Raw genomic sequence first — 12,962 nt, forward strand, 5'->3', positions numbered from 1 at the left:
GCATCATGCAAACCCAGCCAACCCCGATTTCCCAGATTATCTCGCCGAACGCCACGCCGGGCGCAGCCAACCGCAGCCAGCCGACCACCAGCGGTGCGGCGGGCGACTTCCAGCGCACCCTGAACCGCCAGATCGAGCAACGCCAGGCCAGCCGCAATATGGCGCAAACGCAGGCAGCAGCGCCGGCGGCGGCGCGCCCCGCCAGCCCGGCGGCCACGCCAGCGCCGGCGACGCCGGCACCCGCCAGTGAAGCCAAGCCGGCGCAAGCGGGCACCGACCAGGTGGCCAGCAGCGAACAGCCGTCCGCGCCAGCGGCCGAGGCGGCCACACAAGCCAGCGGCGATGGTTCCAGCGCCACGGCCGAGGCCAATGTCCCTGCCATCCCCGACGCGACAGTCACGCCACCAGCCGATCCAGCCGCCGAGATGCTGGCCCTCGTGGGCAGCATCCAGCTGGCCATCCAGGCGCCAGCGGCCAAGGCCGTGCCGGAACTGCCCGTGCGCGCCAGCGTCAAGGCCGATGGCAAGGGCCTGGCAACGGGGCCGTTGCCGGCAGCCGGCCAGGGTAGCGGCAAGGCCGCCGCCACCGTCATCGCGCAAGCGGACGGCGGCGACTTTGCCGACAGCCTGGGCCAGGCCCAGGGCAAGGCGGCCGCCACACCAGGCACCAGTGTGCCGGCAGGCAAGGCCGAGCCGGGCAAGCTGGCCATCGACGCGCAACTGGCAGCGACCGCCAAGGCGGGCGCTGCCATGGCCGAACCGATCCTCAAGGAAACGCCAGCCGACCTGAGCCGCCTGGCGGCCCAGTTGCAGCCGGGCGCGCTGCAGCAGGCGGCCGCCGCCGTGGCCGTGCCGGCCGACAAGCTGACGGGCCGGGTCGGCTCGCCGGCCTGGGACCAGCAACTGGGGCAGAAAGTCGTGTGGATGGCGGCCGGCGGCGACCAGAGCGCCACCCTGACCCTGAATCCGCCCGACCTGGGACCCGTGCAAGTGGTCTTGACGGTCACCAATGACCAGGCCGACGCCGCCTTCATGTCGGCCCAGCCGGAAGTACGCCAGGCGCTGGAAGCGGCCATGCCGCGCTTGCGCGAAATGATGAGCGAAGCGGGCATCGCCTTCGGCAGCGCCACGGTCTCGGCCGGCACGCCGGAACAGCAAAACAATGGCGAACGCGCCGCCTCGGGCGAACGCCGTGGCAATGGCCAGGGCGGCGGCGCCTCCGGTGGCGAGATCGCCATCGCGCCGGCGACGGCCGGACGCAGCCGGGCCAGCCTGAGTGCCGTGGATACCTTTGCCTGAGGACAATTCGTCGTCCGCAGGCCACAGGCGCGCCCCACGGCATAACTTTTCGTATAAAAACAGCGAGTTGAGGGCGCTTCCGCCCTCTTTTCACTGCATCCTCCTGCGCAGAATTTGCCGATAATGACATAATGGCGTCGTGATCCACTTCCATGCACCCGAGTACCATTGAAAGCAAATCCAAAAATGAAAGCAGATCCGAAAGCAGATGCAGGCCTGGCTCCCGCCGGCGCCTCGAAAAAGAAGCTTCTGATCATAGTGCTGGCCTCGGTGCTGGTGGCCGGCGGCATCGGTGGCGGTGCCGCCTGGTACTTCTTGCATGGCAAGGCCGATAAAGAAGAATCGGCGCCGAGCAAGAAAAAGCATGCCGCGTCCAAGGCAGGTCCACCCGTTTTCGTGCCCGTCGATGCGTTCACCGTCAACTTGCAGCCGGAAAATGGCGAGCAATATCTGCAGATCGCGTTTACCCTGCAGGTGAGCAGTCCGGAAGAAATGGACTCGATCAAGCTGAACATGCCAAAAGTGCGCAGCCGCCTGCTGTTGCTGCTGTCCGGCAAGAAGGCGTCCGAACTCAATACCGTGGAAGGCAAGCAGCAGCTGGCGGCCGAAATCATCAATCAGGTGAACCAGCCGTTCGAGGACAAAGGGCCGGAGCAGGACGTGACGGACGTATTATTTACCGCATTCATCATTCAATAAGCAGCCATGGCCGATAATTTCCTCTCCCAGGAAGAAGTCGATGCCCTTCTGAAGGGCGTCAACGGAGACCAGGACGACGCGCAGGCGCCGGAAGACGTCACGGGAGTTCGTACCTACAACCTGGCAACCCAGGAGCGCATCGTGCGCGGCCGGATGCCGACGTTGGAAATTATCAACGAGCGTTTCGCCCGGCTGCTGCGCGTGGGCCTGTTCAACTTCCTGCGCCGCAGCGCCGAAGTGTCGGTCGGTTCCGTGCGCGTCTCGAAATACAGCGAGTTCATCCGTAATCTGGTGGTGCCGACCAATCTGAACCTGGTGCACATGAAGCCGCTGCGCGGCACGGCCCTGATGGTCTTCGATCCGGGCCTCGTCTTCCTGCTGGTCGACAATCTGTTCGGCGGCGACGGACGCTTCCATACGCGCGTCGAAGGACGCGACTTTACGCAGACGGAGCAGCGCATCATCCTGCGCATCCTCGATATCGTCTTCGAGGCGTACACCAAGTCGTGGGAGCCGGTCTTCCCCGTCGAGTTCGAATATATCCGCTCGGAAATGAACACGCAGTTCGCCAACATCGCCACGCCGAACGAGGTGGTGGTGGCTTCCACGTTTACGGTGGAACTGGGCTCCGTTTCCGGACAAATCCACTTCTGCATGCCGTATTCGATGATCGAGCCGATCCGCGATTCGCTGACCTCGAGCCTGCAGGGCGAGGCGCTGGAAGTGGACAAGCGCTGGATCCGCCTGATGACGCAGCAGATCCAGATCGCCGAAGTCGAACTGGTGGCCTCGCTGGGCACGGCGCGCGTGTCGTTCGATGAAATCCTGAACATGAAGGTGGGCGACATCATCCCGCTGAATATTCCCGAACTGATCGCCGCCACCGTCGATGGCGTGCCCGTGATGGATTGCACGTACGGCGTGTTAAACGGACAATATGCATTGAAGGTGGAGAAACTCCTCGCCAATGCCGATAACATGAACAACCACTAAACACCTGACCAAACCTACTGCGCGTCGCGCTTTGCGGCCTGCGATGCTCACCGTGCTCCAGCACGGTTGCGCTTCTTAGCCACAAATCACTGCCGCTCGCTACGGTTTTGCCAGGCGTTACAATTAATATATACACTGGCCGCTTGGCGGCCAACTCTGTACAACAGGAGAAACACATGTCTGACAACCAAGACGACCAAAGCGCGGAAGACGATTGGGGCGCGGCCATTGCCGAGCAGGCCAAGGCGGAAGCCGAAGCGCTGCAAAACCAGGCCGCCAATACCGCCAGCGCGGCCAGCGCCGCCGTGTTCAAGGACTTTTCCAAGCAGGCATCGAAGTCGGAAACGCACAACGATATCGATTTCATCCTCGATATCCCCGTGCAGCTGACGGTCGAACTGGGCCGTACCAAGATCGCCATCAAGAACCTGCTGCAACTGGCGCAGGGTTCCGTTGTCGAGCTTGACGGCCTGGCCGGCGAACCGATGGACGTGCTGGTGAACGGCTGCCTGATCGCCCAGGGCGAAGTGGTGGTGGTCAATGACAAGTTCGGCATCCGCCTGACCGACATCATCACGCCTTCCGAACGCATCCGAAAATTGAATAAATGAAGCCTGGCCTGTTGATTTCCACTGTGCTGCCGCTGATGGCGGCATGCAGCATTGCGCTGGCTGAAGCGCCAGCCGCATCCTCGCCGGCGGCCAGCGCCGCCAGCGCTTCCGCCGCCGTGGCAAGCGAGACGCCGCCTGCCGCGGCAACGGCGCCAGCAGTTTCTCCGGCAACCTCGCCGGCCACCGCCCTGCCCGCCATGCCGCCCGGCGCACCGGCAACGATGGCGCCGGCAAGCTCGGCCGGCAGCTTGCTGCAAACCATCCTCGCGCTGATGTTCGTGCTGGCCCTCTTGATCGGCCTGGCCTGGTTCATGAAACGCTATGGCCCCAAGGTCATGGGTGGCAACAACAAGATGCGCGTCGTCAGCTCGCTCAATCTGGGCGGACGCGAACGCATCGTCCTCGTCGAAGTGGCCGACCAGTGGATCGTCGTCGGCGCCTCACCCGGCAGGATCAATGCGCTGGCCACCATGCCACGCCAGGAAGGCGATCTGCCGCAACTGGCCACGGCGCAAAACGGCCCCGCGGCCGCCAATTTTTCCGAGTGGCTGAAACAGACCATCGAAAAACGCAATGGGAAATAAGCAGCAGATGGCGTGGTCCACCTTGAAGACTCCCCTGACCTGGCTGCTGGCGGCCGTTGCCCTGGCCTTGCCGCTGTGGGCGATGGCACAACCTGGCATCCCGGCCTTCAACAGCACGCCGGCGCCGGGCGGCGGCCAGAATTATTCGCTGCCGGTGCAGACGCTCATCCTGATGACGTCGCTCACCTTTTTGCCGGCGGCCCTCTTGATGATGACCTGCTTTACGCGCATCATCATCGTGCTGTCCCTGCTGCGCCAGGCCATCGGCACGCAATCGGCGCCGCCGAACCAGGTACTGGTGGGTCTGGCCCTGTTTTTGACCCTGTTCGTCATGGGGCCCGTGTTCGACAAGATCTATACGGATGCCTACCAGCCCTACCAGGAAAACAAGATCACCATGCAGCAGGCACTGGACAAGGGCGTCGATCCCCTGAAAACCTTCATGCTCAAGCAGACGCGCCAGGCCGACCTGGCCCTGTTCGCCAAGATGTCGCGCTCGGCGGCCCTGCAAGGTCCGGAAGACGTGCCGCTGCGCATCCTCGTGCCCGCCTTCGTCACCAGCGAACTGAAGACGGCGTTCCAGATCGGCTTTGCCATCTTCATCCCGTTTTTGATCATCGACATGGTGGTCGCCAGCGTGCTGATGTCGATGGGTATGATGATGATGTCGCCGGCGACGATCTCGCTGCCGTTCAAGCTGATGCTGTTCGTGCTCGTCGATGGCTGGCAGTTACTGCTGGGCTCGTTGTCTCAGAGTTTTTACTAGGGGAAATACAATGACACCCGAAAGCGTCATGACCCTGGGCCGCCATGCGATGGAAATCACGCTGATGGTGGCCGCGCCCATGCTGCTCGTCGCCCTCATCATCGGCCTGATCGTGAGTATCTTCCAGGCGGCCACGCAGATCAACGAGGCGACCCTGTCCTTCATCCCCAAGCTGGTCGGCATCTTTGTTGCCATCGTCGTGGCCGGTCCGTGGATGCTGTCCGTCATGCTCGACTACATGCGCCAGGTGTTTACGGGCATCCCGAACCTGGTGGGTTAGTGCAGCCACTGTTGCCATGCTGACCCTGTCCAGCATCGAACTCAATACGTGGATCGCAGCATTGCTGTGGCCGCTTAGCCGCATCCTCGGCCTGATCGCGGCCGCGCCCCTGTTCGGCAACGCGGCCCTGCCGGCCAGCGTCAAGGTGACCCTGGGCGCGCTGCTGGCCATGATCATCGCCCCCACCGTGCCGGCCTTGCCGGCCGTAAACCCGATGTCCCTGCCCGGCTTGCTGATCCTCACGCAAGAGATGCTGGTGGGGCTGGCCATGGGCTTTTCCATCCGCATCGTGTTTTCCGCCATCGAAATGGCCGGCGAACTCAGCAGTCTCACCATGGGCCTGGGCTTCGCCTCGTTCTTCGATCCGCAAACCAAGGGCAGGTCGTCCGCCATCAGCCAGTTCCTCGTGATGCTGGCCACCTTGATGTTTTTGACCGTCAACGGCCACCTGGTCTTGCTGGCGGCGCTGGCGGAAAGCTTTGTCAGCCTGCCCATTTCGGCTAGCCCCATCAGCGGCGGCGGTTTCCAGCAATTGGCGGCCTGGGGCGGGGAAATCTTCCGTTCTGGCCTGCAAATTTCGCTGCCGATCATCGCCGCCCTGCTGCTGACCAACGTGGCACTGGGCATCTTGACGCGCGCTGCGCCGCAGCTGAACATTTTCGGTATCGGCTTCCCCGTCACCCTGGGCGTGGGCTTGCTGGTGATCGGCATGGTCCTGCCCTACCTGGCCACGCCCTTCCAGAACATGTTCCTGCGCGGCATAGAAACGGCGCGTTTGCTGCCGCGCGGCTTTGCCACGCGCGACCGGCCACCGCCGCCCGCGCCGCCGAATCCCTTGCGCCCCGCGCCACCGGCGCCGCTGCCTGCCGCGCGCTGACCAGGGCTATCAGCCCAGCGCGTGGCGCAGCAGCAGCGCCGACAGCACGAACATGGTCACGCCGATCAAGCCATCGAGCACTTGCCAGGCCCGGGGCCGCGCAAACCACGGCGCCAGCCAGCGCGCGCCATAGCCGAGCGAGGCAAACCACAGCAGGCTGGCCGCGCTGGCGCCAACGATAAACCAGCCGCGCATTACGCCCGGCTGCTGAGCGCCGATGCTCCCCACCAGCAATACCGTATCCAGATAGACATGGGGATTGAGCAAGGTAAATGCCGCCGCCTGCGCCAGGATGGCAGCCAGGCCGAGGCCGGCACCGCCCTCGGCGGCGCGCAGCTGCTGGGGCCGGCGCGCACGCCGCAGCGCTTGCCAACCGTAGACGGCCAGAAAAATGGCGCCGCCCAGCGCCAGCGCGCTGGCCAGCATGGGGCGCTGCCCCAGCGCCCGGGACATGCCCAGGACGCCGGCGGCAATCAGCGCCGCGTCTGCCAGCGCGCAAAACAGCACGATGGCGCCCACGTGTTCGCGGCGCAAGCCTTGCCGCAAGACAAAGGCATTTTGCGAGCCAATGGCAACGATGAGTCCCAGGCCCAGGGTCAAGCCCTGGAGAAAGACGGAGAAAACGAGTGGTGTGGTGGCGGTCGAGAGTGTCATGCGGCGATCTTGCCAGCCGAACGAAATGAAGGCAAACTACCTTTTCTACAGCAAGTTAAGGAAAACTTCATTCATGCTCGATTATGCCGCCCTCGCCGCGCTGGCTTCCGTCATCCGCGAAGGCAGTTTCGAGCGCGCAGCGCGCGCCTTGCACGTGACGCCATCGGCCATTTCGCAGCGCATCCGCCTGCTGGAAGAGCGCGTCGGCTGCGCGCTGGTGATACGCGACCAGCCCTGCCGCGCCACGGAAACGGGCCGGCGCCTGTGCCAGCATGTGGACCAGGTGCAATTGCTGGAACAGGATTTGCAGGGCACCTTGCCGGCGCTGGCAGCGCAGGGCATGTCGCGCGCCAGCGTGCCCATCGCCGTGAATGCCGACAGCCTGGCCACCTGGCTGGCGCCCGCCATCGCCGCCTTCGCGGCCGCGCACCCGGTGCTGCTGCAGGTGGCCGTCGACGACCAGGACCATACGGCCGAATGGCTGCGCAGCGGCGCCGTGCTGGCGGCCGTCAGCGCCACGGCCCGGCCCGCTTCAGGCTGCAACAGCCGCCCGCTGGGCGCCATGCGCTACCTGGCGGCCGCCAGTCCCGCCTTCCTGCAGCGGCATTTTGCCCACGGCGTCGGTGCCGCCAGCCTGGCACTGGCGCCCAGCCTCGTCTTCAATGCCAAGGACGAGCTGCAGGCGCGCTGGGTGCGCCGCCTGTGCCACCGGCATGTGGAATTGCCGCGCCACACCCTGCCCTCGTCGCATGCTTTCGTTACGGCAGCGCTGGCCGGCATGGGCTGGAGCTTGCATCCGCAAGCGCTGATCCAGTCCCATCTCGACAATGGCAGCCTGGTCGAACTGCTGCCCGCTACACCTCTCGATGTGTCCCTGCACTGGCATACGGCGCGCGCCGCCTCGAGCCTGCTCGATGGCTTGAGCGCAGCCATCCTGGCCGCCGCCCGCACGGGCCTGCTGCCGCCCTGACAGCTGGCGTCAGTGCTGGTCGCTGCGGAATGCGAAGCGCCAGCGCCGCACGTCGACGTTCAAGCGCAACTGGTGATATTTGACCAGGTAGCGCACGCCGACGAGGGCCGCCGCCAGACCGGACAAAGCGCCGATGCCGAGCGCCCAGCGCGGGCCGAAGGTGTCGGCCACCCAGCCCACGATGGGTGCGCCCAGCGGCGTGCCACCCGCCGAAATGGCCAGCACGATGGCCATGACGCGGCCCCGCATGGCGGGTGCCGTCGACAGTTGCACGCTGCTGTTGACGCTGGTGGTAAACGTTTGCGCGGCGATGCCGATGACCACCAGCATCATGCCGAACAGCCAGTAATTGGGCATCACGGCGGCCAGCGCGCACGCCAGGCCGAACAGCGCGGCCGCACCCAGCAGCAAGGCCAGCGTGGGTTGGCCGCGCCCCGCCGCCAGCAAGGCGCCGGCCACGGAGCCGCAAGCCATCACGGAACTGAGCACGCCATACTGGCCGGCACCCGCATGGAAAGCCTTCACGGACATGGTCGACAGGAAGATGGGGAAGTTCAGGCCGAAGGTGCCGATCAGGAACAGCATCAACAGGACGGCCATCAGGTCAGGCCGCTGGCGCACGTAGCGGAAACCCTCGCCCAGGCTGGCGCGCGTGGCCTTCAGGCGCGGCGCGCGGCGCAGCAATTCCACGCGCAGCAGCAACAGCGAACCGATCACGGCCGCAAACGAGACGGCGTTGATGATGAAGACCCAGCCGCTGCCGACGCTGCTGATCAGCAAGCCGGCCACGGCCGGGCCCAGCATGCGCGCCGCATTGAACGAAGTGGAATTGAGCGCCACGGCATTGGTCAGGTCTTCCTCGCCGACGATTTCGGCAACGAAAGTCTGGCGCACAGGCGAATCGAAAGCCGTCACACAACCGAGCAGGAAAGCAAACACATACACATGCCACAGTTGCACGAGGCCGCTGATGCACAGCAAACCCAGGCCCAGCGCCAGCAATCCCATGGCCGCCTGCGTGCACAGCAGCAGTTTGCGCCGGTCGAGCAAATCGGCCGCCATGCCCGTCAGGGGCAGCAACAGCAATTGCGGACCGAACTGCAAGGCCATGACGATGCCGACGGCGCTGGCATTGTGCTGCGTCAATTCGCTGAGCACCAGCCAATCCTGCGCCGTGCGCTGCATCCAGGTGCCGATATTCGACACGAGGGCGCCGCCGGCCCAGATACGGTAATTGGGAATGCGTAGCGAACGGAATGTGTTGTTCATCTGGGCGTGCGGGCTCCTTGCCGGGTGTTAAGGTCTAGCAGCGGATCATTCCGCCAAGCGTTTGAGTAATGCCACCGCATGGTTCAATTCGGTGACTTCGTCCGGCGTGAGCCGGGTTTCAATGGTGCGCGCCAGCCAGTCTTCGCGCGCGGCGCGGCTGGCCGCGATCCAGGCGCGGCAGCTGTCCGTCAGGGTCAATATCGTTTGCCGTCCGTCAGCCGGATCGGGCGACCCCGTCACCATCTGTGCTTCCGTCAAGGCTTGCACGGTGGCGGCCATCGACTGGGGCCGCATACCTTCGGCGCGCGCCAGGCTGCTGGCCGTGGCCGGGCCGTCGCGCTCGAGACGGCTGAGCACGGATGCCTGCGACATGCTGACGTCCCCCAGGTGCGCCTCTTCGCGCAGGCGGCGGCGCAACTTGCCGATCAGGATGCGCAATTCGCCGGCCAGTTGCAGGACTTGTTCGTGGTCTTCTTGTGGGATGTGCATGGGGAGCGAAAGTGGATCAACGGCCCCTACTATAACAGATATGCAGGTAGACTGCACAGTTTGCCTGCATATCTTGTCCAAGTGACCAGATTGCGAACGCAAAAAAGCCGGGGCCGGAGACGTCCTCCCTGCCCCGGCTTGCCGGTCATCCTGCCGATGCCCGTTCTTAGCTGATGTAGTTGAACAGCGACAGGCCCGAGATCGAGGTGAACGATTTTTGCGCCGCCTGCAGGGTGATCTGTTGCTGGCTGAAGGTGGAAATGGCTTTCACCATGTCCAGGTCCTGCAGGTCCGACAGGGTGGTGGCGTACTGGATGTCGAGATCGTCACCGGCGCTGTCGAGGTAATCGAGTTCCTTCATGCGCGAACCGACGTCGGCGCGCACGGACAGCACGTTGTCGTAGGCCGTGTCGAGAATATTATGCGCGGCGTTCAAGCCGTTCGTCAGGCGCGCCTGAGCCGCATCGCCACTGCCCGTCTGGCGCAGTACGCCGATCAGGTTTTTCACGGTGGTAAACAGCGATTCCTTGGCGCTCGGCTCCAGGGTGAAGCTGTCCTGGTCGGCCGGCTTGCCCGTGATGTTCACTTGCTGGCCGTCGAAGGTGATGGCGTCGCCCGCCTTGTAGGGGATGGGCACGGCAGGATTGGGCACCGTCTGGCCCAGGGTGGCGTCGGTGACGGTATAGGTGGTGACGGCGTCCGTGCCCGTGCCCGTGACCTTGAAGTCGATCGAATATTTATGCCCCGTCAATGCCGACGGGTCCGTCACCGTGCCGCCCGAAACCACGCCCGAGCCGCCGCGCGTGAAGTTGGCGGTGGCGGCGGCCGTGGTGAACTTGCCGTTGCCAGTCAGGTTGTTTTCAAACACGGTGGCGCCGGAATCGCTGGTGGCCAGGTAGCGCGCCGAACCCACCTGCAGTTCACGCTGGCCCTGGTCGCCCACGTAGCTGGCGCCCGTCGGCGTCTGGCTGAATGGCTGGGTCGTGGATTTATAGCCGGAGAACAGGTAGCCGCCCGCACCATCGGCCGTATTCGCGATGCCCAGCAAGTCGGTGAGCCGGCCTTCCAGCTCCCTGGCCAGGGTATCGCGGTCGACGTCCTTCAGGGCCGGATTACCGGCTTTCAGGACCAGGTCCTTGACGTCGGCGATCAGCGAGGTGGTGCTGCCCAGCGCCAGCTCTTCCTGCGACAGGAAGTTCTTCGCATTCGAGCGGTTCGTCACGAACTGGGTATTGATCGATTGCGACTGTGTCACTTCCAGCGCGCGCGCCGAGGCGATCGGATCGTCGGCCGGTGTCAGATTGCGGCGGTTCGACGACAGCTGCATCTGCGTACGGTTCAAGGCGCCCTGCAGATTGTTCAGCTGCGAGCTGCCCTGGTCATAAATCATTCGTGTGCTGATGCGCATGATGCTGCCCTTCCAGAAAGCCGCCGCGCGCTACGTCGCGGCAAAAATTGATTAACGTCCGAGGCCGATCACCACGTCGAACAGGGTGCTGGCAATCTGCATGACCTTGCCGCACGCCTGGTAGGACTGCTGGTAACGCAGCAGGTTGGCCGCCTCTTCGTCGAGGTTGACGCCGGAGACGGCCTGCTGCTGGGTGCTAACCTGCTGCAGCAAGGCCAGACTGGCCAGGCCGCTGACCTGCACTTCGCGCGTCTTGTTGCCCACGAAGCTGACGGTTTGCGCATACGAACCCTGGAACGTGGCATTGCCGCCATCGAGGATGTTCTTCGTCTGCAAGCCCGCCAGCAGCGCGGCGTTGCGGTTGTCGCCCACGCCGCCCGCATTGGGCTTGATGGTAAAGGTGTCGCCCTGTGCCGGCGCGCCCGTCATGCTGACATTGATGCCGCCAAAGCTGAAGTTGTCGCCTTCCGTATACGGGATGTTCGCCGTGCCGGCCGGATACGTCGTGGTGGCCCCATTCAAGCCCTTGACCGTCACCGCCTGGCCCGCCGGGAAACCCGTCAGCGAGGTGGTCGCCTTGTCATACGTCAAGGTCACGGGACCCGTCAGGGCATTGCCCGGGGTCAGGTAGGCCTTGTCGACGGAACCGGCACTGAGCTTGCCCGAGCCCGTATTGGCCACGGGCGCCGACGTGGCGATCGGCGCGGCGGCGGCGATCTTGTTGCGGTCGGTGATCAGCACGTTCAGGCCGGCCGCGCCATTCGCCGTCGGCTTGATGACGTAGTTGTCGCCCTGGGCGGCCGTGCCCGAGATCGAGAAATCGACGCCGTCGATGGTTTGCGGCCCCGTTTGCGGATACGGATTGATGATGGTGTGCGCGCCGTCGGACTCGCGCGTCACCACATAGTTGCTGCCGTCGTATTTCAGGCTGTAATCGCTGGCCGTCAGCTTGGTCGGGTCGCTGACCTTGGCCGACAGCACGGTGGTGCTGCTGGTGTTGTTGCCGCGGTCGGCGCCGATCACGGGATCGGGAATCTTGAAAAAGTCGCCGCCCATGGCGCCATTCAGATCCTGGCCCAGCTTGTGCTGGTCGTTGAAGGTGCTGGCCAGCGCGATGGCGACCTTGCCCAGCGAGTTCTGGACATTGTCCAGGGTGCCGCTACGGAATTCCAGCAAGCCGCCCAGCGAGCCGCCGGTCAGGGAGCTGTCGGGCAGCACGGTCACGGTACTGCCCGTGACATAGCCCACCTCGATGCGGTTCGGATCCGTGCGCGAAGGCGTGGCCGCCAGCTCGAAGCTGCGGTCGGCCACCACCAGGGGCTGTCCCGCGCCGATGGAAATGGTGACGGTATTGTTGGCAGCGGGCTGCACCGTCGCCTTCACGTATTTGTTCAATTCCGTGATCAGCTGGTCGCGCTGGTCGAGCAGATCGTTGGGCTGGTTGCTGGCGTCGACCGACAACTGGGAAATCGACTTGTTCAACTCGGCGAGCTGTTTGGCGTAGGTATTGATGACCGTCACATTCGACGTGATCTGCGAATTGACGCCGTCGCCGATCTCCGTCAGGCGTGCGCTCAGGCCCTGGAAGCGGGAAGCGAGCGAGCCCGCGCTCGACAGCAGCGCCTGGCGCGATGCGACCGACGAGGGATTGGAACTGAAATCCTGCACGCCCTTGAAGAAATCCTGCAAGGCGGGCGACAGGCCCGCCGTGGGATCGGCCAGCAAGTTATCGATCTGGCTGATCTGCGTGTAATAGGCGTCGAGTGCGCTGGTCGCGCTTTGCGCGGTGTTGACCTGGGTGGCCATGAAGCTGTCGTACTGGCGCTTGATCTGCGACACTTCCGTGCCCGTGCCAACGAAGCCATAGCCCGCATAGTTGGACTGCGAAGTCTGCTGCAGCACCGTCTGGCGATTGTAGCCGGCTACGCCCGCATTGGTGATGTTATGCCCGGTCGTCGACAGGCCCACCTGCGCTGCAAGCAAACCGCTCTTACCGATGCTGAGTAGATTCGAAGTCATGGTGTCTTATTGGTTACCGTCAAATGTATTTACGGCAGCCGCGGC

14 protein-coding genes are annotated in these 12,962 nt (G+C 64.3%); 9 read left to right on the forward strand and 5 right to left on the reverse strand.

Translation table 11 applies throughout. The annotated features are described in order from the left end of the window. Positions 1-5 precede the first annotated feature (5 nt). The 8 genes from MRBLMS1_RS07980 to fliR all read left to right on the forward strand — a co-directional run bounded on the left by MRBLMS1_RS07980 (position 6) and on the right by fliR (position 6,108). Entirely contained in the window at positions 6-1,298 is a 1,293-nt protein-coding gene (locus MRBLMS1_RS07980; protein ID WP_485878755.1) for a flagellar hook-length control protein FliK, read from the forward strand. A 186-nt stretch (positions 1,299-1,484) separates the two neighbouring features. Further along, complete coding sequence (fliL, locus tag MRBLMS1_RS07985; RefSeq protein WP_070259366.1) at positions 1,485-1,997, forward strand: flagellar basal body-associated protein FliL; 513 nt, start codon at positions 1,485-1,487, stop codon at positions 1,995-1,997. A 6-nt stretch (positions 1,998-2,003) separates the two neighbouring features. After that, positions 2,004-2,990 (forward strand): flagellar motor switch protein FliM, encoded by a 987-nt coding sequence (gene fliM, locus MRBLMS1_RS07990; protein WP_034754035.1) that lies wholly within the window; start codon positions 2,004-2,006, stop codon positions 2,988-2,990. A gap of 176 nt (positions 2,991-3,166) precedes the next feature. Next, positions 3,167-3,601, forward strand: a complete 435-nt coding sequence (gene fliN / locus MRBLMS1_RS07995) for a flagellar motor switch protein FliN (protein WP_034754038.1) — start codon at positions 3,167-3,169, stop codon at positions 3,599-3,601. Further along, positions 3,598-4,185, forward strand: coding sequence for a flagellar biosynthetic protein FliO (gene fliO / locus MRBLMS1_RS08000; RefSeq protein ID WP_485878757.1), 588 nt, complete (start codon positions 3,598-3,600; stop codon positions 4,183-4,185). The genes fliN and fliO overlap by 4 nt, the downstream gene beginning before the upstream one ends. Beyond that, on the forward strand, positions 4,175-4,951 hold the full coding sequence (gene fliP, locus MRBLMS1_RS08005) for a flagellar type III secretion system pore protein FliP (protein WP_436480251.1): 777 nt from the start codon (positions 4,175-4,177) through the stop codon (positions 4,949-4,951). Before fliO ends, fliP begins: the two co-directional genes overlap by 11 nt. 10 nt (positions 4,952-4,961) lie before the next feature. Beyond that, positions 4,962-5,231: a flagellar biosynthesis protein FliQ gene (gene fliQ, locus MRBLMS1_RS08010; protein ID WP_034754044.1), complete on the forward strand. Its 270-nt coding sequence runs from the start codon at positions 4,962-4,964 to the stop codon at positions 5,229-5,231. Positions 5,232-5,247: 16 nt separating this feature from the next. Further along, entirely contained in the window at positions 5,248-6,108 is an 861-nt protein-coding gene (fliR, locus tag MRBLMS1_RS08015; RefSeq protein ID WP_139092282.1) for a flagellar biosynthetic protein FliR, read from the forward strand. 9 nt (positions 6,109-6,117) lie between these two features. Here the strand turns inward: fliR and MRBLMS1_RS08020 are convergent, their stop codons facing one another. After that, positions 6,118-6,762 (reverse strand): LysE/ArgO family amino acid transporter, encoded by a 645-nt coding sequence (locus MRBLMS1_RS08020; RefSeq protein ID WP_139092283.1) that lies wholly within the window; start codon positions 6,760-6,762, stop codon positions 6,118-6,120. A 73-nt stretch (positions 6,763-6,835) separates the two neighbouring features. Here MRBLMS1_RS08020 and MRBLMS1_RS08025 point away from each other — a divergent pair, with 73 nt between their 5' ends. Continuing rightward, complete coding sequence (locus tag MRBLMS1_RS08025; protein ID WP_485878761.1) at positions 6,836-7,732, forward strand: LysR family transcriptional regulator ArgP; 897 nt, start codon at positions 6,836-6,838, stop codon at positions 7,730-7,732. A gap of 9 nt (positions 7,733-7,741) precedes the next feature. Here MRBLMS1_RS08025 and MRBLMS1_RS08030 read toward each other — a convergent pair whose 3' ends face one another. From MRBLMS1_RS08030 to flgK, 4 genes are all read right to left on the reverse strand, one after another. Beyond that, complete coding sequence (locus tag MRBLMS1_RS08030) at positions 7,742-9,001, reverse strand: MFS transporter (protein ID WP_485878762.1); 1,260 nt, start codon at positions 8,999-9,001, stop codon at positions 7,742-7,744. A gap of 45 nt (positions 9,002-9,046) precedes the next feature. Then, on the reverse strand, positions 9,047-9,490 hold the full coding sequence (locus MRBLMS1_RS08035; protein ID WP_128142206.1) for a MarR family winged helix-turn-helix transcriptional regulator: 444 nt from the start codon (positions 9,488-9,490) through the stop codon (positions 9,047-9,049). Between the two features lie 166 nt (positions 9,491-9,656). Continuing rightward, positions 9,657-10,898 carry a flagellar hook-associated protein FlgL gene (gene flgL, locus MRBLMS1_RS08040; RefSeq protein ID WP_485878763.1) on the reverse strand — a complete coding sequence of 414 codons (1,242 nt, stop codon included), beginning with the start codon at positions 10,896-10,898 and terminating at the stop codon, positions 9,657-9,659. A 51-nt stretch (positions 10,899-10,949) separates the two neighbouring features. Next, positions 10,950-12,917 (reverse strand): flagellar hook-associated protein FlgK, encoded by a 1,968-nt coding sequence (gene flgK, locus MRBLMS1_RS08045; RefSeq protein ID WP_485878765.1) that lies wholly within the window; start codon positions 12,915-12,917, stop codon positions 10,950-10,952. Positions 12,918-12,962: the final 45 nt, after the last annotated feature.

Origin of the sequence: Massilia sp. LMS1-1-1.1 (assembly GCF_040815535.1) — a bacterium.
In the GTDB taxonomy this organism is placed as follows: Bacteria; Pseudomonadota; Gammaproteobacteria; order Burkholderiales; family Burkholderiaceae_D; genus Janthinobacterium; species Janthinobacterium aestuarii.